This is a genomic window from Streptomyces sp. NPDC002573 (genome assembly GCF_042889625.1).
GTDB lineage: Bacteria > Actinomycetota > Actinomycetes > Streptomycetales > Streptomycetaceae > Streptomyces > Streptomyces gibsoniae.
The window spans coordinates 109,473-132,057 of sequence record NZ_JBIARC010000016.1 but is presented as its reverse complement, the minus strand read 5'-3'; the positions used below and the strand labels follow the sequence as shown (position 1 = coordinate 132,057).

Genomic DNA, 22,585 nt, shown 5'->3' with positions numbered 1-22,585 from the left:
CCGCCCGGCGCTCACTGGGTGCCGTCGTCAACTGCGGACCGAGCCGAGCACGGCTGCCACGAGCAGCCGTCCGGTCAGCTCGCCGCCGCCCCCACCGGTTCGGGGATGCGGAACGGCTTGCCGCAGCCGCCGCACATGATCGGGGCCTGGGCCAGCACCGACGGCACGACGCGGACATTGCGGCCACAGTCACAGACCGCCTTGACCCGGACACCGCCTCCGGAGGATCCGTGCCGTGCGGCCGGGCCCCGGAAGGTGCGGGCGGTGTCCGCGGCCGTCGCCGCCGAGTGGGCCTTCAGCGCACGCTGCAGCCGCTCCATGGTCGGGCGGTAGCGGCGCTTCGCCTCGGGGCTGAGCGTCACCAGTGAGAAACCGCTGCTCGGGTGCGGCTCCTCGGGGTGGTCCAGGCCCAGCTCCTCGGCGATCGCGAGGAATCTGCGGTTGTGGTAGCGGCCGGCCCGGGAGGTGTCGCGTACCCCACGGGCGGCTGCGATGCCGTGGACTGCTTCATGAAGCAGTCGCTCGAATGAGAGTTCGTGTCCGCAGGCGGACGACGACTCTCCGATCAGGGACTCCGGCGCGGCGAGATCCGGCAGTTCGGGGTGGTGCCGTTGAATGTCGGCCCACGCCTCTGCCAGCTCTGCGGCGAGAACAGGTGGTGTCGTGCTCACGTAATGAGAACGAGCCTGAGGGCTCCCGTGTTCCTATTCCGGGGCATCCCAAATATTTTGCACGTACCCGTCAGTTGCGACTGATGCGTCCTGACGAGGGCGGGTGCGCTGATCTGCCCAGAAGCCTCACAGCTCCTACCAAGCCGGTGCGTAGTAACGCGTACGACCCGGCGCGTAGAGGAACTCCGCACGCCGGGGCGCCTGGGCCCTGCAGATGCGCAAGAGGCGTTTCGGTCGCTCTTCCCGCTATCTCAATAAGCGCGCGCGACGACCGCGACGTTACCCGGTGCGTCATCGGCCTCGGGCACCGACCCGTCCTCGGCGACCAGACACCGTACGGTCACCGCGTGTTCGGCGAGCTTCGACTCGCCCTCCTCGCCGAGCACCGCCCACGGGATGCGCGCCCAGCCCCCGGCGCTCGCCGCCTCGACGGCCTCCCCGATGGTCGACACCTCCGCCGTCCGGGACTCGCGGCGCTCACGGGACTGCGCCAGCAGCAGGGCCTGGTCCTCCTCGAGGATCCCGGGCAGGACGCTCGCGAGCCTGTCGAGCGCCACCGGCTCCTTGCCCCCGCGGATGCGGCGGACCAGCATCGCGGTGCCGTTCTCCAGGTCACGGGGGCCGATCTCGACCCGCACCGGCACGCCCTTGAGCTCCCAGTCGACGGCGCGACGGCCGAAGGGGACGTCGGTGTGGTCGTCCGCCCGGACGCGCAGACCGGCCGCCCTGAGCCGGTCGCCGACCTCGCGGACCCTGGCCAGAACCGATGCGTCGTCCTTGATCGCGAGCACGACGACCTGGATGTGCGCGAGACGCGGCGGGACGCGGAGTCCGTCGTCGTCGCCGTGCGCCATCACCAGGGCGCCGATCATGCGGGTCGTCGAGCCCCAGGAGGTCTGCCACACCAGTTCCTGCCGGCCCTCCCGCGACAGATACCGCGTGCGGAAGGCCCGGGCGAAGTTCTGGCCGAGTTCATGGCTGGTGGCCATCTGCAGGGCCTTGCCGTCGCCCATCATCCCTTCGAGGGTGAGGGTGTTGACGGCGCCCGCGAAGCGCTCCTTGGCCGTCTTGCGGCCGGGGACGACGTCCATCGCGAGGACGGTGCGCAGAAAGTCCTCGTAGACCCGCCGGTGGACATGGGCGGCGAAGTCGCGCGCCTCCTCGTAGGTGGCGTGCGCGGTGTGCCCCTCCTGCCACAGGAACTCGGAGGTGCGCAGGAACAGCCGCGGCCGCAGCTCCCACCGCACCACGTTCGCCCACTGGTTGATGAGCAGCGGCAGGTCGCGGTAGCTCTGGATCCATTTGGAGAAGTAGTCGTTGACGATGGTCTCGGAGGTGGGGCGGACGACCGCGGGCTCCTCCAGTCGGTGGCCGCCGCCGTGCGTGACCACGGCGAGTTCCGGCGCGAAGCCCTCGACGTGGTCGGCCTCCCGGGTGAGGTACGACTCCGGGATCAGCAGCGGGAAGTACGCGTTCTGGGTGCCCGTCTCCTTGATCCGGGCGTCCATCTCCGCCTGCATCCGCTCCCACAGTCCGTACCCGTACGGTCGGATGACCATGGTGCCGCGCACCGGCCCGTTGTCGGCCAGTTCGGCCTTGCCGATCACGTCCTGGTACCAGCGCGGGAAGTCGTCCGCCCGGGGTGTGAGAACGGGTGTTTTCGCCATGGCGCGATGGTAGGGGGACACCCTGCAGCCTCGGGAACCATTTGTTACAGGGGGTGCCCGGGGGCGCACGGACGGCTCACAAGGAGTGCGCCACACCCCCTGGACGCCACGACGGGCGCGGAGTTACCTGGCATACGGAGGGGAACGGGGGAAGTGCGCAACGTCACGGGGGGCCGAGGAACCGATCAGAGTGACAACCGACGGCGATTGGGGCGCTTTCGATGACACCTACGCTCGCGGGGCAGCACCTCCTCCATACGGGGGCGGCTCCCCGCGTGGACCGGCGTGCACGCGCGCGTGACTGGGCCGAGATACAGGAGCGCATGCTCGTCCCGCTCTACGAGGCCGTCTACGACCGGCTCGAAGTGGGCTGCGGAACACGGCTGCTCGCGCTCGGGTGCGGCAGCGGTCTCGCTCTGCTGCTGGCCGCCTCCCGGGGCGCCGAGGTGACCGGGGTCGACTCCGGTGCGGACGAACGGCTGACGCTCGCGCGCGAACGGCTGGGCCCTGTGGGCCGGCGTCCACGCGCGCGTGGAGCAGTCCGGATCGTCGACGGCTCCCCGAGGGACGCGGTCCCCGTGCCCGGGGCGCCGGCGTACACCCTGCTGACCGTGTTCGGGCCGGCCGGGCACACGGCCTGCGGCGACGCGGAGAGCCTCGAGGAGCAGCTCGCGGCGGCGACACCGCTCACCCGGCGGGGGGTGCCCGTGGTGCTCGCCGGCTGGGGTCCGCCGGAGCGGTGCAGCAGCACGTCGGTGCTGCGCGTCGCGGTCAAACTCGCCGACTCCGGGGCGGAGGCGGAGCGTCCGTGCCCCGCCGGGCGCGACGACCTGGAGGAGACGGCGTTGCGTGCGGGCCTGCGGCCGGACGGATCCGGGCGGGTCGCCTGTCCGTTCGGGTACGCGGACGTGGACAGCGCCGTACGGGGGATGCTGTCGACGGGCTTCTTCGACGCCGCGGTCGAGGCGACGGACCCGGAGCAGGTCGGCAAGGAGCTGGCGGAGGCCCTCCATCCGTACCGGCGGGCGGACGGAACGGTGTGGATGCCGAATGTGTTCCGCTATCTGATCGCACGCGTCCCCTAGCAGCGATGGGTAGTACCGCTGGTACCGCGGCTGGTACCGCGACCGGCCGGACGTGCTCGGAGGCCCAGGGCCCGGGATCGCTCAGTCGTTCTTGCGCACCCGCAGCACCCCGGCGATCCGGTACGCCTCCGCCTCCTCCAGCGTCTCGTTGATCAGCAGCGCCTCGGCCAGCGCGTCCAACTGGCTCCGGTGGTCCTGGAGTTTGCAGCACGCCTCCTCGTAGCACTCGTCCACGATGCGCCGCATCTCGATCTCGATCACGTCCAGCGTCTGCGGGGCGGCCGCCAGGCCGTACGCCTGCTGCGCGTCGCTCGGCAGCGCCGACAGACGGCCCACCCGCTCGCTCATGCCCCAGCGGGCGACCATGCCCCGGGCGATGTTGGTGACCTGTTCGAGGTCGCTCTCGGAGCCCGTGGTGATCACCTCGTAGACGACCCGCTCCGCCGCCATGCCGCCGAGGGCGCCGATGATGCGGCCGCGGAGGTACTCCTCGGTGTACGCGTACTTGTCGGACTCGGGGGTCGACAGCGTCACGCCGAGCGCCCGGCCGCGCGGCACGATCGTGATCTTGCGTACCGGGTCGGCGCCCGGCTGGAGCATCCCGAGCAGGGCGTGCCCGCTCTCGTGGTACGCGGTTCTGCGGCGCTCCTCCTCCGGCATCACCAGTGACCGTTCGGCGCCCAGCTGCACCTTCTCCAGGGCCTGGGAGAAGTCGGTCTGCGTCACCTGCTGCTGCTTCCGCTTGACCGCCAGCAGGGCCGCCTCGTTGGCGAGGTTGGCCAGCTCGGCACCGGTCATGCCGGGGGTCGTACGGGCCACCTGGGCCAGGTCCACGTCCGGGGCGAGCGGGATGTCCCGGGTGTGGATCCTGAGGATCGCCTCGCGTCCTGCGCGGTCCGGCGGGGAGACATGGACCACGCGGTCGAAGCGGCCGGGCCGGGTCAGCGCGGGATCCAGGATGTCGGCCCGGTTCGTCGCCGCGATGACGATCACGCCCTCAGAGCCGGTGAAGCCGTCCATCTCGGTGAGGATCTGGTTGAGGGTCTGCTCCCGCTCGTCATGGCCGCTCACCGAGGCGCCCGCGCCGCGCGCCCGCCCGATCGTGTCGATCTCGTCGATGAAGATGATCGACGGGGCCACCTTGCGGGCCTCGGCGAACAGCTCGCGCACCCGGGAGGCGCCGACGCCGACGATCATCTCGATGAACTCGGAGGCGGAGGCGGAGAAGAACGGCACATCCGCCTCGCCCGCCACCGCCCGCGCCAGCAGCGTCTTGCCGGTGCCCGGCGGGCCCGTGAGCAGCACCCCGCGTGGCGCCTTCGCGCCCATCCTGCGATAGGCGTCGGGATGCTCCAGGAAGTCGACGACGTCGTCCAGCTCGCCCTTGACCTCGTCGATGCCGGCCACGTCGGCGAAGGTGGTGCGCCGGATGCCGGGCCGCAGCTCCACCGGTCTGGGCGGGGTCTTGCGGCCGAGCATGCCGCCCGGGCCGGTCAGGCCCCCGATGCGCCGGGCGAAGAAGACCCAGACGACCACCAGGATCACCAGGGGCGCGAGCGAGAGCAGCAGATTCGACAGGAAGCTGCGCTCCTGGACCACCGGCTGGGCGGTCACCGTCACCTGGTGCTTGTTCAGGTTCTGCCAGAGCTTGTCGTCCGCGAAGGCGGGGCGCTGGGTCTTGAACTTGGTGTACTTGCCGCCGCCGTGGGGCTTGGCCTGGGCGTGCTTGAGCTGCCCCTGGATGGCATCGCCCTTGGAGTAGATCGTCTTGACGTTGCCGTCGTTGATCTGCCGGCTGAACTCCGTGTACGAGATCGTCGGCTCGTTGCCCCGGTTGTAGTAGGACACCGCGCCGTAGGCGATCAGGAAGACGATCACCGCGGCGACGACCAGTCCCCACCAGCCGCCGCGCGGCCTCCTGCCCCCGGGCCACTTGGTCGGCTCCTCCGGCGTGCCCTCGGTGCGCCACGGTTTCTCCGGGGTCTTGCGTGGAGGCGCGGCGTTGCTCATACATCGGACGGTACGGCACCCGGGGGACCCCGGCATGCGCTGAGGGCGCCCCCGGGGAGGGGCGCCCTCAGCGTCGTGGCCCACCAACCGTAAAGCGGGCCGGGGAACCGTCCGGGCCGGTCGGCCCGGGTCAGCCCATGAACTTCTTGAACTCGTCCGGCAGCTCGAAGTCCTGATCGGCCTGCTGCGGCAGGCCGAGGGCGCCCTGGCCCTGGGCCGCGGCGGCGCGCCGCGCGGCCTCCTCCTGCTCCTGCTGCTTGCGCTTCATCGGGTTGCCGGAGCGCTGCTTGCCCTTGGCCTTCTTCGGCTGCTTCTTCGTGCGGCCGGGGCCGCCGCCCATCCCCGGGATGCCCGGCATACCGGGCATCCCGCCACCCTGGGCCATGCGGGACATCATCTTGCGGGCCTCGAAGAACCGCTCGACCAGGTTCTTGACCGCGCTGACCTCGACGCCGGAACCCTTGGCGATACGGGCGCGGCGCGAGCCGTTGATGATCGTCGGGTCCTGGCGCTCGCCCGGGGTCATCGACTTGATGATCGCGGCCGTGCGGTCGACGTCCCGCTCGTCGAGGTTGTTGATCTGGTCCTTGATCTGGCCCATGCCCGGGAGCATGCCGAGCAGCTTGGAGATCGACCCCATCTTCCTGACCTGTTCCATCTGGGACAGGAAGTCGTCCAGGGTGAAGTCCTGGCCCTTCTTGGACGCCAGCTTGGAGGCCATCTTCTCGGCCTCTTCCTGGCTGAACGTCTTCTCCGCCTGCTCGATCAGGGTGAGCAGGTCACCCATGTCGAGGATGCGGGAGGCCATCCGGTCCGGATGGAAGGCGTCGAAGTCGTCGAGCTTCTCGCCGTTCGACGCGAACATGATCGGCTTGCCGGTGATCTGCCGGATCGACAGGGCCGCACCACCACGGGCGTCACCGTCGAGCTTGGAGAGGACCACACCGTCGAAGCCGACGCCGTCGCGGAACGCCTCCGCGGTGTTGACGGCGTCCTGACCGATCATCGCGTCGACGACGAACAGGATCTCGTCGGGCTGTACGACGTCGCGGATGTCCGCGGCCTGCTGCATCATCTCCTGGTCGATGCCGAGGCGGCCGGCGGTGTCCACGATCACGATGTCGTGGACCTTGGACTTCGCGTAGTCGATGGAGTCCTTGGCGACCTTGACCGGGTCGCCGACGCCGTTGCCCGGCTCGGGCGCGTAGACGGCGACGCCCGCGCGCTCGGCGACGACGCTGAGCTGGTTCACCGCGTTGGGGCGCTGGAGGTCGGCGGCGACCAGGAGCGGCGAGTGGCCCTGCTCCTTGAGCCACCGGCCGAGCTTGCCCGCGAGGGTGGTCTTACCGGCACCCTGCAGACCCGCGAGCATGATCACGGTCGGGGGCTGCTTGGCGAAGCGGAGGCGGCGGGTCTCGCCACCGAGGATCGTGACCAGCTCATCGTTGACGATCTTGAGGACCTGCTGGGCAGGGTTCAGGGCCCTGGAGACCTCGGAGCCGAGGGCGCGCTCCTTGACGTTCTTGATGAAGGTCCGGACCACCGGCAGAGCCACGTCGGCTTCGAGCAGCGCGATACGGATCTCGCGCGCGGTGGCGTCGATGTCCGCCTCGCTCAGCCTGCCTTTTCCGCGGAGGCTCTTGAAAGTCGCGCTAAGGCGGTCGGAGAGGGTATCGAACACGGCGGCGTCGGTCCTCGGGGTCGGGGGCGTTTTGGACTGCCCTCCAGGGTATCCGGCCGCGCGGGTAATGCGTCCCCGCCCACCGGACACAGCGACCGGGGACACATTTCACGGCGATGGTCCCGGTCACCCCTCGGCCACGCCTTCGGGCCTGGCCTCGGGCTTGTCGCGAGGCACGCCTTCGCGCATGTCCCGGTCACGCCCGCAGCGTCTCCTCCAGCAACCGCGCCACCGAGGCCGCCTCCTCGCCCGGCAGCGGGTCGCCCGCCCCACCGGTCACGTAGAAGGCGTCCACGGCGTTGGAGCCCAGCGTCGACACATGCGCGCTGCGCACCCGCACCCCCGCCTTCTCCAGCGCCTGCCCGATCCGGAACAGCAGCCCCGGCACGTCCTGGGCCCGCACCTCGATCACCGTGGCGTGCCGGGAGGCGGCCGGGGCCACGGTCACCCGTGCCGGGGGCGGCACCACGCCCCGGCGGCGTGGGTAGGCCGCGTCCCGCTCGGCGAGGCGCGCCGCGATGTCCAGGGAGCCGTCCAGGGCCCGTACCAGGTCAGCGCGCAGCCGTGCGGCCTGCGGCAGGGAGCCGTACTGTGCCGCGACCCGCCAGTCGAGCAGCAGGACCGAGCCGTCGTGGACGCCGTCGGGCAGCCTGAGGGCCCGTAGCTCCGCCGTGCGGACGGTGAGGCGATGCACGGCCAGGACGCCCGCCACCGCGGGCAGCACGCCGGGCTGGTCGGGTACGGCGACGAGCAGCTCCACGCCGAGGGGTTCCGGCTCGCCGCCCGCGCTCTCGGCGGGCGGCTCGGTCTGCGCGCGCAGCGCGAGCACGGGGCCGCCCGTGCGGTGCGCCTCGATGGCGAGCCGTTCCTGTTCCGCGGTGGGGGCGCCGGCCTCCGGGGCGTCGGGTTCGTCTCCGGCGAGCAGTGCCGAGACCCGTTTGACCAGGTCGGAGACCAGTGCGCCGCGCCAGGACGACCAGGCGGCGGGGCCGGTGGCCAGCGCGTCCGCCTCGGTGAGCGCGTGCAGCAGTTCCAGGGTGCCCGGTGAGCCGACGGCCTCGGCGACCAAGCGCACAGTGGCCGGATCCTCCAGGTCGCGCCGGGTCGCCGTCTCCACGAGCAGCAGATGGTGGCGTACCAGGGTGGCGAGCACGGCGATGTCGTCGCGGTCGAAGCCGATGCGGCCGGCCACGTCCCGGGCGATGATCTCGCCCGCGACGGAGTGGTCGCCGGGCCAGCCCTTGCCGATGTCGTGCAGCAGCGCGGCGACCAGAAGGAGATCGGGCCGGCCGACCCGGCGGGTCAGTTCGGAGGCGCGCACGGCCGTCTCGATCAGATGCCGGTCGACGGTCCACAGGTGCACGGCGTTGCGCTGCGGGCGGCAGCGCACGCGTTCCCAGTCGGGCAGCAGCCGGGTGATGAGTCCCTCGGCCTCCAGGGCCTCCCAGACCTCGACGGTCGGGCGGCCGGAGCCCAGCAGGGTCACCAGCTGTTCGCGGGCCTCGGCGGGCCAGGGCGTGGGCAGCGGGCGCACGACGGCGGCCATGCGCCGTACGGCGTGCAGGGAGAGCGGGAGGCCGGCCTGCGCGGCGGCCGCGGCCGCGCGCAACGGGAGCACGGGGTCGCGCTCGGGGCGCGCGGTCCGGGCGAGCACCACCTCGCCGTCCTGTTCCACCACGCCCTCGGCCAGCGGGGACCGCTCGGCGACGGGCCTGCCGCCGCCCAGCATGGCGCGCAGCCGGGGCCGGGCGCCGCGCGAGCGCAGCACGCGCCCCACTTCGCGCCAGGTCACATCGCTGGCGTACGAGATCACGCGCGCCGCCTCGTACACCTGGCGCAGCAGGGTGTCGGCGTCCAGCAGGTCCAGCTCGGCGGCGACCTGGTCCTGTTCCTGGAGGGCGAGCCGGTCGGTGGCGCGTCCGGTGGCCAGATGCAGCGCGTCCCGTACGTCCAGGAGTCCGCGCCGGGCGTCGGCGAGCCCCTCGCGCGGGGCGTCCGCGAGCCAGGAGGCGGCCACCGCGCGCAGGGCCGTGGCGTCGCGCAAGCCGCCGCGTGCCTCCTTGAGGTCCGGTTCCAGCAGGTACTGCAGTTCGCCCTGGCGGGCGGCCCGCTCGGCGCACAGTTCCTGGAGTTCGGGGAGGCGTTTGGGCGCCTGGTTGCGCCAGTCGGCGAGGACGGCTGTCCGCAGGCCCGCGGTCAGCGCGGCGTCGCCCGCGAGGTGCCGGGCGTCGAGCAGGCCGAGCTGCACCTTGAGGTCCTCGCCCGCGGTCTTACGGGCCTCCGCGGGGGTGCGGACGGAGTGGTCGAGGGCGAGGCCGAGGTCCCAGACGGGGTACCAGACGCGGTCGGCCAGGGCGGCGACCGCCGTGCCGTCGCCGCCGTCGTGGAGCAGGAGCAGATCGAGGTCGCTGCGGGGAGACAGCTCACCGCGGCCGTAGCCGCCGACGGCGACCAGGGACACCCCGCGCAGTCCCTCGGCACCGGCGGTGAACAGGCCGGCGAGCCAGCCGTCCGTCAGGTCGGCCAGGGCGGTACGGCGCGGCGGCCCGGACCGCGCCTCCTCGGTGAGGAGGCGCAGCCGGGCCGCCGCGTAGCCGCTGGGTCCCACGCTCTCTGCTTCCGTGTGCACGTCCGTACCCGTCACCCGGCGACTCCTTGTTCCGTAGGTGCCTTACAGCGCGTCGGGTCCGCGCTCGCCGGTCCGGACCCGGACGGCCGTCTCGACCGGGACGGACCAGACCTTGCCGTCTCCGATCTTGCCGGTGCGGGCCGCCTTGACGATGACATCGACCAGTTGCTCGGCGTCGTCGTCCTCGGCCAGCACCTCGATACGGATCTTGGGGACGAGGTCGACCGTGTACTCGGCACCCCGGTAGACCTCGGTGTGTCCCCGCTGCCGACCGTAGCCGCTCGCCTCGGTGACCGTCAGTCCATGCACCCCGAAGGCCTGGAGGGCCTCCTTGATCTCGTCGAGGCGGTGAGGCTTCACGACGGCGGTGATGAGCTTCATGCGTCCACCTTCTTGCTCTGCGGGGCGGCCAGGGCCGTGGCGGAGCCGATGACGCCGCCGCCCGCGCCGCTGAAGTCGTATGCGGTCTCGGCGTGCTCGGCCTGGTCGATGCCCGAGATCTCCTCGTCGTCGGTCACCCGCATGCCGATGCTCTTGTCGAGGAGGAAGGCGAGGATCGCGGAGGCGATCAGGGAGTAGGCGAGCACGGCGAAGACTCCGGCGCACTGCTTCCAGAACTGGTCGAGGCCGCCGCCGTAGAAGAGACCCTTGACGTCGGACTGGCCCCTGCCGCTGGCGAAGAGGCCGATGAGCAGGGAGCCGGCTATGCCGCCGACCATGTGGACGCCGACGACGTCGAGGGAGTCGTCGTAGTTGAACTTGTACTTCAGGCCGACGGCCATGGCGCACAGGACACCGGCGATGGCGCCGACGGCGATCGCGCCGAGCGGGGAGACCGCGCCGCCCGACGGCGTGATCGCGACGAGGCCGGCGACGGCACCGGAGGCGGCGCCCAGCGTGGTGAACGCGCCGTGGCGGATCTTCTCGTAGGCGAGCCAGGCGAGCATGGCCGCGCCGGTGGCGACCTGGGTGTTCACGAACATCAGCGGGCCGACGCCGTCGTCGTTGCCGAGCCAGGAACCGGCGTTGAAGCCGAACCAGCCGAACCACAGCAGGCCTGCGCCGAGCATGACCAGGGGGAGGCTGTGCGGACGCATCGGGTCCTTCTTGAAGCCGACGCGCTTGCCGATGACGAGGATCACTCCGAGGGCCGCCGCACCGGCGTTGATGTGGACCGCCGTACCGCCGGCGAAGTCGATGACCCCCAGCTCGTAGGCCCAGCCGCCGGTGCCCCAGACCCAGTGGGCGACCGGGAAGTACACGATCGTCACCCACAGCACGAGGAACAGGGCCCAGGCGCTGAACTTCACCCGGTCCGCGAGCGCCCCGCTGATCAGGGCGGGTGTGATGATCGCGAACATCAGCTGGAAGACGGCGAAGACGAAGACCGGGATGGTGTAGCCGGGCCAGAGGTCCATCTTGCCGATCCCGCTGAAGCCGACGTAGTCGGAGGTCCAGCCGACGATGGAGCCCTTGTCGTTGCCGAAGGCCATGGAGAAGCCGTAGAGCACCCACAGGATGGTGACGATGCCCAGGCTGATGAAGCTCATCATCAGCATGTTCAGGGTGCTCTTGACGCGGACCATGCCTCCGTAGAAGAAGGCCAGGCCCGGGGTCATGAGCATCACCAGGGCGGAACAGATCAGCATGAAGCCGGTATTGGCGGACGACAGCTTGGGTGCGTCTGCCGCAAGCATGATGGCTGGTGCCATCGGCGTCTCCTCGTCGGTTGGTACGGCCCCGTGCGGGCGAAGCCTGAGAGCGGTCCGGTCATGAGGGGCGGGCCGGTTATGCGCCATGAGGTTGACGCAGCGCGGTTTCGGTCGTTGCCCCTCGATGTTTCGCCGCAGTGACGAAGGTGCCGAGCGTGTTACGCGTTGATGAACCGCCGGAGGCCGGCCCGGTTGATCGTCATCGTGGCGCAACCTTCGGTGAACGGCATCGCGGCGATGACGTCGCGGCCGTCTTCCGCGCGGGCCCGTGGTGGTCGACGGGGTTCGCGGGTGTCACGCCCTTCCGGGCGGGGAGGACCATGCGTCCGGCCGCGACAGCCATCCGATGACCTGGCATGGGGGAGCCGAGTCGGGCAGTTCGGGATGGCGGCCGCGGCCGGGGTCGTGGGTGCCCTGGTGGTCCGGTGGGCCGGAGGTCAGCCCGCCTCGGCGGTCTCGGGCAGATGGGTGGCGAGGTGATCGGTCAGTTCGACGACGTCGGCGAGATCGCCGAAGTCGCGCAGAGCCGTGTCGACGGTCTTTCGAATACGAGTGTTGACCCGTTCGGACCGCACTTTTCTGGCGATGTCCATGGCCTGCCGGGCGAGCACCGCGCTCTGTTCCGGCTCCCGCTGGAGGAGGTGCACGGTGGCCATGCCGATCAGATTGAGTGCGTACGACCGCTGGTGCTCGCTGTCCTCGGCGAAGCCGTCGACGGCCTTCTGCATCAGCGGCTGGGCGAGCGAGGCGTAGCTGGGGCTGCGGCCCGCGACATAGGCGAGGTCGCGGTAGGAGTGGGAGTTCTCGGCGTGCAGCTCGGCCTCGGAGAAGAAGCGGATCCAGTCGGGCTCGGGCTCGTCGAAGTCGTCGGCGTCGGAGAAGGTGGCCTCGGCCATCCGGACGGCACGCTGGCACTTGCCGGGCTGGCCCATGTTGGCGTAAGCCCGGGCCTCCATCGCGTACAGCATCGCCTGGGTGCGCGGGCTCGCGCAGTCCCGGCTGCCGTACTGGGCGAGGTGGATGAGTTCCAGGGCGTCGTCGGGCCGGCCCAGGTGGATCATCTGGCGGCTCATGCTGGAGAGGATGTACGAGCCGAGCGGTTTGTCGCCGGCCTCCTTGGCCGCATGCAGGGCGAGGACGAAGTACTTCTGCGCGGTGGGCTGCAGTCCCACGTCGTAGCTCATCCAGCCCGCCAGCTCGGCCAACTCGGCGGCGACCTTGAACAGGCGCCGGGCGGTGGCATCGGACTGGGGTTCCTGGAGGAGGTCGGTCACCTCGTGCAGCTGTCCCACGACGGCCTTGCGGCGCAGTCCGCCGCCGCACTGGGCGTCCCACTTGCGGAACATCACGGTGGTCGCCTCGAGGAGGTCCAGCTCGGGCCGGGACAGCCTGCCTCGGCGCCCGGACCCGGCGGGCTCGGGCTCCTCGCGCGGGGCGGCGGGGCTCGGCACGAGCCAGCGCTGCATGGGTTCGATGAGGGACGGGCCCGCGGACAGGGCCAGCGAGGCACCGAGGAAGCCGCGCCGCGCCAGCATCAGGTCGCTGCGCGAGTACTCGCTGATCAACGCCACCGTCTGCGGGCCCGTCCAGGGCAGGTCGATTCCGGCCACGGAGGGTGACTGATGGGCGGTGCGCAGCCCCAGGTCCTCGATGGAGACCACACAGCCGAAGCGCTCGGAGAACAGCTCCGAGAGGAGGCGCGGGATCGGCTCGCGCGGGTTCTCCCCGTCCAGCCAGCGGCGCACCCGGGAGGTGTCCGTGGAGATGTGGTTGGCCCCCAACTGGCGGGCTCTGCGGTTCACTTGACGCGCCAGCTCGCCCTTCGACCAGCCACTGCGCACGAACCATGAGCCGAGCAGCTCATTGGGGCGCTTGTCAGCGTTCGTCCCGCTTCCGCCGTTGCCGCCCACTGGACGCCCCCATCCCTGAATCCACCTGTGCGCTGTGTGCGCCAAGCCTTACCAGAATGCCGGTGACGCGGCCCCGCGTCCGGCGGTTCTCGGCCGCCGGCCGGAAACCTGGCTTGCCTCCGGCATACCCACGAGTGCATGCGTCCCCAGGAACCGTGCACTCAAAGTAGTCCTACGATCACCCGCCCAGCCATGGCGAATCCATAAGCGCCACCATTCGCCACCCCTTTGAATGAACTCGCCCTCGCCCGGGCGCGATTCACTTGACACATGACAGCCGGAAGTGGATGGGCCGAAGTATTCAACGGCGCGCGCCACTCGACTCACGACCCCGTGCGCCACCGGGTACGCCCCGGCGAGAACGCGGAGACACAGGACGCAGAGTCACGATCTGATTCCGAGGCGTAACCATCGGTGCGCTGAACCCGTTGGAGGGGGCATGGGCTTCACGATCGGCGGCACGCGGAGCATCCGCGAGATCCGCCCCGGCGCCCGACGCCGGGGCCGCTCTTCGGAGTGCCTCGCTGTGGCCGAGTACACGGGACTGTGGGGCTGGGACGTGGTACCGGGCGCACGGACGGCCGCGGGGGCCTGCTCGTGCGGTGACACCGGTTGCGCCACCCCCGGCGCGCATCCGCTGAGCTTCACCCCCATGGTGCGGGCCGGCGCGACGCTCGACGAGGCGTGCGAGACCTGGGCCGAGGTGCCCGGCGCGGCGGTGCTGCTGCCGGTGGGCCGCGCCTTCGACGTGATCGAGGTCGCCGAGGCGGCGGGGCGCCGCGCCCTGGTCCGGCTGGAGCGCATGGGCATCCCGGTCGGCCCGGTCACGGCGACCCCGGACGGCCGCGCCCAGTTCTTCGTGGCTCCGGGGTCGGCGGCCGAGCTTCCCTCGCTGCTGTACCGGATGGCGTGGGACGACGCGGACCTCGATCTGCACGCCCTGGGTCCGGGGACGCACATCACGGCCCCGCCCTCGGACCTCGGCGGTCGCGGCCCGGTCCGCTGGCTGCGCGCGCCCGCGCTGGACTCGGCGACGAGACCGCCGGCCGCGCGTCTGCTGATCGGCACGCTGGCCTATGTGGCCCACCGCTCCCGGGCCTGAGCGGCGTCCGACACTCCGTAGAACGACGATCCTTGCGAAGGGCCGCGCGACGGGCCAAGGGCCACCGCCATGCGGCGGGGGCCCTTCTTGCGTGCCCACGCCGACGGGCCCTTCTTGTGCGCCCACCCGGAAAGGCCGCCCCGGCTCAAAGACAGCGCCCGTCCCCCGGCACATCGTGGGGGGCGGGCGCTGTCTCTGTATAGGGAGAGACCGGGGGGCGAGGGTCGTACTCCGCTAAGTGGTCAGTCTCCGATGAGGGCGTCAACGAACGCCTCCGGCTCGAACGGTGCCAGGTCGTCGGGGCCCTCGCCGAGACCGATCAGCTTCACCGGGACGTCCAGCTCGCGCTGGACCGCGACCACGATGCCGCCCTTGGCCGTGCCGTCCAGCTTGGTGAGCACGATGCCGGTGATGTCCACGACCTCGGCGAAGACACGCGCCTGGACGAGACCGTTCTGTCCGGTGGTGGCGTCGAGGACCAGCAGCACCTCGTCCAGCGGGGCGTGCTTCTCGACGACGCGCTTGACCTTGCCCAGCTCGTCCATGAGGCCGGTCTTGGTGTGCAGGCGTCCAGCCGTGTCGATGAGGACGACGTCGGCGCCGATCTCCTTGGCCTCCTTGACCGCGTCGAAGGCGACCGAGGCGGGGTCTCCGGCCTCCGGGCCGCGCACGATGTGGGCGCCGACCCGCTCACCCCAGGTCTGCAACTGGTCGGCCGCGGCGGCACGGAAGGTGTCGGCGGCACCGAGGACGACGGTACGGCCGTCGGCCACGAGGACGCGGGCGAGCTTGCCAGTGGTGGTGGTCTTGCCGGTGCCGTTGACACCCACGACCATCACGATGCCGGGCTTGCTGGTCTCGGGCTCGGTGCGGACGACGCGGTCCATGTCGGGGCCGATGAGCTGGAGCAGCTCCTCGCGCAGCAGCCCGCGCAGCTCCGCGGGCGTGCGGGTGCCGAGCACCCGGACCCGCTCGCGCAGCCGCTCGACCAGCTCCTGAGTGGGCTGTACGCCGACGTCGGCGGTGAGCAGCGTGTCCTCGATCTCCTCCCAGGTCTCGTCGTCGAGATGCTCGCGGGACAGGAGCGTGAGCAGCCCCTTGCCCAGTGCGTTCTGCGAGCGGGACAGGCGGGCGCGCAGACGGACGAGACGGCCGGCGGTGGGCTCCGGGATCTCGATGGGGGGCGCCTCGACGGTCGGCGGCTCCTCCACGGCGACGGGAGCGGAGGCCGCCGGGAGGTCCACCTCCTCGATCGTCCGGCGCTCCTCGTCGCGCGGTGTCTCGGCCTCTTCGCCGACGTGCGGCTCGGCCGGAGGGGCGGTGATGTCGGGCGTCGTGGGGGGCGCCGGGGGCAGCGGCTTCTTCCTGCGGCTGCCGACGACGAGCCCGACCACGCCGAGCACGACCACGGCGATGACTACAGCAAGGATGACGAATTCCATAACGGGTCCAGTATGCGCGACCGGCCTGCGGGCGGTTCGGCGGCGGCTCCGGGTGTGGAGGCCTGGTTGTCTGACGGCCCGTCAGCTACGGTCCTCGTGGCAGACCCGCCGGCGAAGGTGAAGGGGGCCTCTCCCATGCCCGTCTCGGTCGTACGTCTCAACCTCGTCGAACCCGGCGCGACCCCCGCCTCGCTGGGGGCGCGCTACCGCGCGGCCCTGGAGATGGCCACGTACGCCGACGACCGCGGGATCACCACGGTGCAGACCGAGGAGCACCACGGGGTGGCGGACAACTGGCTGCCGTCGCCGTTCGCCTTCGCGGGTGCGGTGCTCGGCGCGACCCGCCGGCTCACGGTCACGGTGTCGGCGGTCATCGGCCCGCTGTACGACCCGCTGCGGCTGGCCGAGGACATCGCCGTCCTCGATCTGCTGAGCGGCGGCCGGCTGGTCACCGTCGCGGGCATCGGCTACCGCCCCGAGGAGTACGCCCTCTTCGACGTCGAGTGGACGCGGCGCGGACGGCTCCAGGACGAACTGCTCCAGACCCTGCTGAAGGCGTGGACCGGCGAGGAGTTCCGCCACCGCGGCCGTACCGTGCGCGTCACCCCGCGCCCGTACACCCAGCCGCACCCGCTGCTGCTGGTCGGCGGCTCCTCGAAGGCGGCGGCCCGCCGGGCCGCACGTCTGGGGCTGCCCTTCTTCCCGAGCGCGCATCTGCCGGAGCTGGAGGCGTACTACAAGGAGCGGCTCGTCGAGTACGGCACCGAGGGCTGGACGATGATGCCCGCCGCCGAGACCCCCCTGCTGCATGTCGCGGAGGACCCGGACCGGGCGTGGGCCGTCTACGGCGGGCGCTTTCTGCACGAGGCGCGGACCTACGCCGCCTGGCAGTCCGGCGGCATCCGCTCGGCGGTGCGGTCGGCGGCCACGACGGTGGACGAGCTGCGCGCGGAGGGGGTCTATCGCATCCTGACGCCCGAGGCCTGCCTGGCCCTCGGCCTGGACAGCTACGTACTGCACCCGCTGGCGGGCGGGATGCCGCTGGACGAGGGGTGGCGCGGTCTGCAGCTGTTCTGCGAACGGGTGCTGCCGCGGCTCGGCGACTGACCGTCCGCCACCGCGGCGGTCCCGGCAGCGCGAGCGGGCCGGAGCACACGCACCGCCGCCCGGCTCGGGCAGTGGCCGAGCCGGGCGACGGAAGGGTGTCGAGGAGAGAGGCAGCGGGGACTTGGCCTTTCTCCCCGAGTTCGGGGTGGGCGTCAGCCCATCTCCTCCAGGGACTTGCCCTTCGTCTCCTTCACGAACTTCAGGACGAACGGGATGGAGAGCGCGGCGAAGACCGTGTAGATCACGTAGGTCCCGGAGAGGTTCCAGTCGGCCAGCGACGGGAAGCTCGCGGTGATCGCCCAGTTGGCGATCCACTGCGCGGCGGCGGCCACGCCCAGGGCGGCGGCGCGGATCCGGTTCGGGAACATCTCACCGAGCATGACCCAGACGACCACACCCCAGGACAGGGCGAAGAAGAGGACGAACACATGGGCGGCGATCAGGGCGACCCAGCCCTGGGTGCTCGGCAGCTTGCCGTCGACCAGGTGGGACGAGAACGCCCAGGCCTCCAGGGCGAGGCCGACGGCCATACCGACCGAGCCGATGAGGGCGAGCGGCCTGCGGCCGACACGGTCCACGAAGATCATCGCGATCACGGTGCCGACGATGTTGATGATCGACGTCGTGAACGAGTAGAAGAAGGAGTCCGACGGGTCCACGCCGACCGACTGCCACAGCGTCGAGGAGTAGTAGAACGCGACGTTGATGCCGACGAACTGCTGGAAGACCGACAGGCCGATGCCGACCCAGACGATCGGCTTGAAGAAGAAGCCGCCGCCGAGCAGGTCCTTGAAGGAGGACTTGTGCTCGCTCTTCATGGCGTGCTCGATCTCGGCGACGCGGGCGTCCAGACCGGCGTGCTCGCCCTCGACCTCGGCGAGGATCGCCCGGGCGCGGTCACGCTTGCCGACGGAGAGCAGGAAGCGCGGGGACTCGGGGATGGCGAAGGAGAGCAGCCCGTAGAGAACGGCCGGGACGACCATGACGCCGAGCATGACCTGCCAGGCCTCCAGGCCCATCAGCTTGCCGCGCTGGTCGCCGCCGGCGGCGTTCAGCAGACCCCAGTTGACCAGCTGCGAGATGGCGATACCGACGACGATCGCCGCCTGCTGGAAGGAGCCGAGCCGGCCACGGTAGGCGGGCGGGGCGACCTCGGCGATGTAGGCGGGGCCGATCACGGAGGCCATACCGATGGCGAAGCCGCCGATGATGCGCCACAGGGCGAGGTCCCACAGCGCGAAGGGCAGTGCGGAGCCGACGGCGCTGATGGTGAAGAGGACGGCGGCGATCTGCATACAGCGGATACGGCCGATGCGGTCGGCTATGCGGCCCGCGGTGGCGGCACCGATGGCACAGCCGATCAGGGCGATGGCGATGACCTGGGCCAGCGCTGCGGAGCCGATGTCGTAGCGGCTCCGGATGGCCTCGACGGCGCCGTTGATCACGGAGCTGTCGTAGCCGAACAGGAAGCCGCCCATCGCGGCCGCCGCCGCGATGAAGATGACATGCCCGAGATGATCGGGCTGAGCCGTCCCGGCTCCTGACTTGGGTGCCTGCGCTGTGCTGGTCACGAATAACTCCTCGGGCCACCGGCAACGCTGCCGGGGTGGGGGTGAGCCCTTTCAGGGCATGGCGTCGCCATCCAAGTACCCGGGGAGCATTGGATAAGCCGCCGCTCACACCTGAAGGTAAAAGCAACGTTGCAGAGACTATGCCTTCAAGTGTCGAAGTCAAGAGGTCGATGTTGGCCGGGTGTGACGCAGGACGCGCGGAGCTTGTGTTCAGAAGTTGAATTTTCGAGGAGCTGCAGGTCAGGACCGGTGTAGGCCCCATCCATCTACCGCAGTCGCTGGGAGATGACCTTCGACACACCGTCGCCCTGCATGGAGACGCCGTACAGCGCGTCGGCGACCTCCATCGTCCGCTTCTGGTGCGTGATCACGATCAGCTGCGAGGCCTCCTGGAGCTCCTGCATGATGCGGATCAGCCGCTGGAGGTTGGTGTCGTCGAGGGCGGCCTCGACCTCGTCCATGACGTAGAACGGGCTGGGCCGGGCCTTGAAGATGGACACGAGCAGCGCGACGGCGGTCAGCGACCGCTCCCCGCCGGAGAGCAGGGACAGCCGCTTGACCTTCTTGCCCGGCGGCCGGGCCTCGACGTCGACGCCCGTGGTGAGCATGTTGTCCGGGTCGGTCAGCACCAGCCGCCCGTCGCCGCCGGGGAACAGCCGGCTGAAGACACCCTCGAACTCCCGGGCCGTGTCCCGGTACGCCTCGGTGAAGACCTGCTCGACGCGCTCGTCGACCTCCTTCACCACCTGCAGCAGGTCGGCCCGCGTCTTCTTCAGGTCCTCCAGCTGCTCACTGAGGAACTTGTGCCGCTCCTCCAGCGCCGCGAACTCCTCCAGCGCGAGCGGGTTCACCTTGCCGAGCTGCTGGTAGGCCCGCTCGGCCGCCTTGAGCCGTTTCTCCTGCTCGCCGCGCACGAACGGACGCGGCTGGTTGCGCGGGTGCGCCGGGTCCTCGGGCAGCTCCTCGCCCTCGGCGGGCGGCGACGGCGGTACGGGCTGGTCGGGGCCGTACTCGGCGACCAGGCCCGCCGGCTCGACGCCGAGTTCCTCGAGCGCCTTCGTCTCCAGCTGCTCGATACGCATCCGCTTCTCGGCGCCGAGCACCTCACCGCGGTGGACCGAGTCGGTGAGCTTGTCCAGCTCGGCCTTGAGGTCGCGGCCCTCGGTGCGGGCGCCGGTCAGCTCCTGCTCACGGCGTGCCTTGGCGGCCTCGGCGGCGGTGCGCTCGGCCTCCGCCCGGCCCAGGGACACCTCGACATGGGCGAGGAGCTGCCGGGCACCGGAGGCGACCGCCTCGGCGACGGCCGCCTCGTGGCGCAGCCGGGCCCGCCGCTGTTCGGCACGCGCGCGTGCCTCACGTTCGGCGCGGGCGCCGCGATCGAGGGCATCGGCCCGTCCGGCCAGTCCCTTGACCCGCTCCTCGTGGGTACGGACCTGGAGCCGGGCCTCCATCTCGGTCTGCCGCGCGTTCGCCCCGTCGGCGGCGAGCCGGTCGCGTACGGAGGTGTCGGGCTCCTCCTCCACCGGCATCTCCTCGGCGACGGCGAGCCGCTCGGCGAGCTCCTCGGCCTCCAGCAGGGCCTTCTCCAGCGCCTCCTGCGCGCGGGCCGCGGCGGCGGTGGAGCGCTCGGCCTCCCCGGCGGCGGCCCGGGCCTGTCCGCTGAGCCGTCCCAGCTGCTGGGCGACCGCGGACTTCTCCCGTTCGGCCGCCCGCCGCCGCTCCCCCAGTTCCTCCACGAGGGCCGCGCACCCCCTGCGGCGCTCCCCCGCCAGCTGCTGTGCCTCGGCCAACCCTTCGCAGCGGACGGCGAGTTCCTCCAGCTCCGCCGCGGCCTCGTCGACCGAGGCCTGCACCTCCAACAGGCTCGGCGCACCGGCGGACCCGCCGTGCGCGAAGTGCGCCCCGAGCAGATCGCCCTCGGCGGTGACGGCCGTCAGGTCGGGCCGCGCCTCGACCAGTTCCTCGGCGTCCTCCAGGGTGCCGACCACGACGATGCCGCGCAGCAGCCGCCGCACGGCGGGCATCAGCGTGTCGGGACCGCGGACGAGTTCGGCGGCGAAGGGGAGCCCGTCGGGAGCGGACTGCCGGGAGGCGTCCCGTCCCTCCGGATCGGCGGACCCCTCGGGAGCCGGCTTCTTCGGCGGCACGGCCAGCACCAGGGCCGCCCGTCCCGCGTCCTGCTTGCGCAGCAGGCGGATCGCGTCGGCCGCCGAGGAGGGGTCCGTCACCGCGATCGCGTCCGCGGCGGCACCGAAGGCCGCCGCCAGCGCCACCTCGTGCCCGGAGGTCACCGTCAGCAGTTCGGCCGCCGGGCCCAGGAGGCCGGAGAGGCGGTCCTTGGCCCCGAGCAGGACGCCCGTGCCGTCCTTGCGGCGCAGCCCCAGGGCGAGCGCGTCATGCCGGGCTGCGACCGCCGCGCGCTTGCGTTCGGCCGCGGTGGCCGCCTCGCGGGCGGCCGACAGGCCAGCCTCCGCCTCGGCCAGGCCCCGCTTCGCCGTCTCGTGCTGCTCGGTCAGGTCCGCGTCGCCCGCGTCCAGACCGTCCACCTCCGTCTTGAGGGCCTCGTACTCCTCCTGTGCGGCGACCGCGCGCTCCTGTGCCTCGTCGCGTGCCGCGGCGAGCCGGTCGATCTCGGCCTGGGCGGAGGCCGCGCGGGAACGGGCCGCGCCCACCTTCCCGTTCAGCCGGGCCAGATTCTCGCGGCGGTCGGCGATGGCGCGCGCCGCGTCCTTCAGGCGCCGTTCCTCCAGGGCCAGTTCGCGTTCCAGCTCGGCCCGGTGCGCGACGGTGTCCTCGAGTGCGCGCTCGGCCGCCTCCAGCGCGGCCTCCAGTTCGGCCTCCTGCTCGCGGACGCGGGCGGCCTCGCGCTCCATGTCCTCGGGGTCGCGTCCGCGCCGCTCCTCCGGGGGCGCGGAGGTGGCGCTCTTGACCCGGGCGTCGGCCAGCGAGATCGTGCCGCGCACCCGCTCCGCGAGCTGAGACAGCTCGTACCAGGTCTGCTGGGCGCGCCCCAGACGGGGCGTCAGCCGGCGCACCTCGTCCTCGAGCAGCGCCTCGCGCTGGAGCGCCTTCTTCAGTTCGGCCTCGGCGGCGTCCTTGCGTTCCTTGAGCGCGGCCTCATCCGCGACCTCGGTCTTCAGCGCCTGCCGCAGCCGTACGAGATCGTCGGCGAGCAGACGCAGCCGGGCGTCCCGCAGGTCGGCCTGGATGACGGCGGCCCGGCGGGCGACCGCTGCCTGCCGTCCCAGCGGCTTGAGTTGGCGGCGCAGCTCGTCGGTCAGGTCCTGGACGCGGGCGAGGTTCGCCTGCATGGCGTCCAGTTTTCTGAGCGCCTTCTCCTTGCGCTTGCGGTGCTTGAGGACGCCGGCGGCCTCCTCGATGAAGGCGCGGCGGCCCATGGGGTCGGCGTGCAGCACCGAGTCGAGCTGGCCCTGGCCGACGATCACATGCATCTCGCGGCCGATGCCGGAGTCGGAGAGAAGCTCCTGGATGTCGAGGAGGCGGCAGGTGTCGCCGTTGATCTGGTACTCGCTGCCGCCGTTGCGGAACATGATCCGCGTGATGGTGACCTCGGAGTACTCGATCGGGAGTGCGCCGTCGGAGTTGTCGATGGTGAGGGACACCTCGGCGCGGCCGAGCGGCGGGCGCCCGGTGGTGCCGGCGAAGATGACGTCCTCCATCTTGCCGCCGCGCAGCGACTTGGCGCCCTGCTCGCCCATGACCCAGCTGAGCGCGTCCACCACATTGGACTTGCCCGAGCCGTTCGGCCCCACCACGCACGTGATCCCCGGCTCGAAGCGGAGCGTGGTCGCGGAGGCGAACGACTTGAACCCGCGGAGGGTCAGGGCCTTGAGGTGCACGCCGCTGGACTCTACCTTCCGCCGGTATCTCACACTATGAACCCCGACACCCCTGCGGTTTCACAGTTGAACGCGCAGGGCACACCATCCGTTAAAGAGGATGAAAGGGTGCACGGGGGCAAGAAAGAAGGGACGCCG

At 71.4% G+C, this 22,585-nt stretch carries 14 protein-coding genes; 3 read left to right on the top strand and 11 right to left on the bottom strand.

What is annotated here, in order from left to right:
* Positions 1–74: 74 nt before the first annotated feature.
* Both ACFYX0_RS17765 and proS read right to left on the bottom strand, forming a co-directional pair.
* Positions 75–671: a hypothetical protein gene (locus tag ACFYX0_RS17765; protein ID WP_311694949.1), complete on the bottom strand. Its 597-nt coding sequence runs from the start codon at positions 669–671 to the stop codon at positions 75–77.
* A 251-nt stretch (positions 672–922) separates the two neighbouring features.
* Complete coding sequence (proS, locus tag ACFYX0_RS17760) at positions 923–2,338, bottom strand: proline--tRNA ligase (RefSeq protein WP_388971189.1); 1,416 nt, start codon at positions 2,336–2,338, stop codon at positions 923–925.
* A gap of 221 nt (positions 2,339–2,559) precedes the next feature.
* Here proS and ACFYX0_RS17755 point away from each other — a divergent pair, with 221 nt between their 5' ends.
* Positions 2,560–3,423: an SAM-dependent methyltransferase gene (locus ACFYX0_RS17755; RefSeq protein WP_388971187.1), complete on the top strand. Its 864-nt coding sequence runs from the start codon at positions 2,560–2,562 to the stop codon at positions 3,421–3,423.
* 81 nt (positions 3,424–3,504) lie between these two features.
* Here ACFYX0_RS17755 and ftsH read toward each other — a convergent pair whose 3' ends face one another.
* The 6 genes from ftsH to ACFYX0_RS17725 form a co-directional block, all read right to left on the bottom strand.
* On the bottom strand, positions 3,505–5,433 hold the full coding sequence (ftsH, locus tag ACFYX0_RS17750; RefSeq protein WP_388971186.1) for an ATP-dependent zinc metalloprotease FtsH: 1,929 nt from the start codon (positions 5,431–5,433) through the stop codon (positions 3,505–3,507).
* A gap of 130 nt (positions 5,434–5,563) precedes the next feature.
* Complete coding sequence (gene ffh / locus ACFYX0_RS17745) at positions 5,564–7,114, bottom strand: signal recognition particle protein (RefSeq protein ID WP_311694955.1); 1,551 nt, start codon at positions 7,112–7,114, stop codon at positions 5,564–5,566.
* Positions 7,115–7,310: 196 nt separating this feature from the next.
* On the bottom strand, positions 7,311–9,758 hold the full coding sequence (locus tag ACFYX0_RS17740) for a [protein-PII] uridylyltransferase (RefSeq protein WP_388971184.1): 2,448 nt from the start codon (positions 9,756–9,758) through the stop codon (positions 7,311–7,313).
* A 27-nt stretch (positions 9,759–9,785) separates the two neighbouring features.
* Positions 9,786–10,124: a P-II family nitrogen regulator gene (locus ACFYX0_RS17735; RefSeq protein ID WP_311694958.1), complete on the bottom strand. Its 339-nt coding sequence runs from the start codon at positions 10,122–10,124 to the stop codon at positions 9,786–9,788.
* A complete protein-coding gene (locus tag ACFYX0_RS17730) occupies positions 10,121–11,455 on the bottom strand; it encodes an ammonium transporter (RefSeq protein ID WP_388971182.1) in 1,335 nt (444 codons plus the stop codon). The genes ACFYX0_RS17735 and ACFYX0_RS17730 overlap by 4 nt, the downstream gene beginning before the upstream one ends.
* Before the next feature lie 437 nt (positions 11,456–11,892).
* Positions 11,893–13,365, bottom strand: a complete 1,473-nt coding sequence (locus ACFYX0_RS17725; protein ID WP_388971181.1) for a hypothetical protein — start codon at positions 13,363–13,365, stop codon at positions 11,893–11,895.
* Positions 13,366–13,804: 439 nt separating this feature from the next.
* Between ACFYX0_RS17725 and ACFYX0_RS17720 the strand changes: the two genes are divergently transcribed.
* On the top strand, positions 13,805–14,467 hold the full coding sequence (locus tag ACFYX0_RS17720) for a bifunctional DNA primase/polymerase (RefSeq protein WP_388971179.1): 663 nt from the start codon (positions 13,805–13,807) through the stop codon (positions 14,465–14,467).
* Positions 14,468–14,709: 242 nt separating this feature from the next.
* Here ACFYX0_RS17720 and ftsY read toward each other — a convergent pair whose 3' ends face one another.
* Positions 14,710–15,909 (bottom strand): signal recognition particle-docking protein FtsY, encoded by a 1,200-nt coding sequence (gene ftsY / locus ACFYX0_RS17715; RefSeq protein ID WP_388971177.1) that lies wholly within the window; start codon positions 15,907–15,909, stop codon positions 14,710–14,712.
* A gap of 135 nt (positions 15,910–16,044) precedes the next feature.
* On the opposite strand from ftsY, the gene ACFYX0_RS17710 reads away from it, so the two are divergent.
* The gene (locus tag ACFYX0_RS17710; protein WP_388971175.1) at positions 16,045–17,016 is read left to right on the top strand and encodes an LLM class flavin-dependent oxidoreductase; all 972 of its coding nucleotides are present in this window, start codon (positions 16,045–16,047) and stop codon (positions 17,014–17,016) included.
* Between the two features lie 152 nt (positions 17,017–17,168).
* Here the strand turns inward: ACFYX0_RS17710 and ACFYX0_RS17705 are convergent, their stop codons facing one another.
* On the bottom strand, positions 17,169–18,587 hold the full coding sequence (locus tag ACFYX0_RS17705) for a sugar porter family MFS transporter (protein ID WP_355904912.1): 1,419 nt from the start codon (positions 18,585–18,587) through the stop codon (positions 17,169–17,171).
* A gap of 266 nt (positions 18,588–18,853) precedes the next feature.
* A complete protein-coding gene (smc, locus tag ACFYX0_RS17700; RefSeq protein ID WP_388971173.1) occupies positions 18,854–22,447 on the bottom strand; it encodes a chromosome segregation protein SMC in 3,594 nt (1,197 codons plus the stop codon).
* Positions 22,448–22,585 lie beyond the last annotated feature (138 nt).

Excerpts from the sequence above, each read along its gene's own strand:
- proS (WP_388971189.1), bottom strand. The coding sequence starts at position 2,338 with ATGGCGAAAACACCCGTTCTCACACCCCGGGCGGACGACTTCCCGCGC.
- ACFYX0_RS17755 (WP_388971187.1), top strand. The coding sequence starts at position 2,560 with ATGACACCTACGCTCGCGGGGCAGCACCTCCTCCATACGGGGGCGGCT.
- ftsH (WP_388971186.1), bottom strand. The coding sequence starts at position 5,433 with ATGAGCAACGCCGCGCCTCCACGCAAGACCCCGGAGAAACCGTGGCGC.
- ACFYX0_RS17735 (WP_311694958.1), bottom strand. The coding sequence starts at position 10,124 with ATGAAGCTCATCACCGCCGTCGTGAAGCCTCACCGCCTCGACGAGATC.
- ACFYX0_RS17730 (WP_388971182.1), bottom strand. The coding sequence starts at position 11,455 with ATGGCACCAGCCATCATGCTTGCGGCAGACGCACCCAAGCTGTCGTCC.
- ACFYX0_RS17720 (WP_388971179.1), top strand. The coding sequence starts at position 13,805 with ATGGGCTTCACGATCGGCGGCACGCGGAGCATCCGCGAGATCCGCCCC.
- ftsY (WP_388971177.1), bottom strand. The coding sequence starts at position 15,909 with ATGGAATTCGTCATCCTTGCTGTAGTCATCGCCGTGGTCGTGCTCGGC.
- ACFYX0_RS17710 (WP_388971175.1), top strand. The coding sequence starts at position 16,045 with ATGCCCGTCTCGGTCGTACGTCTCAACCTCGTCGAACCCGGCGCGACC.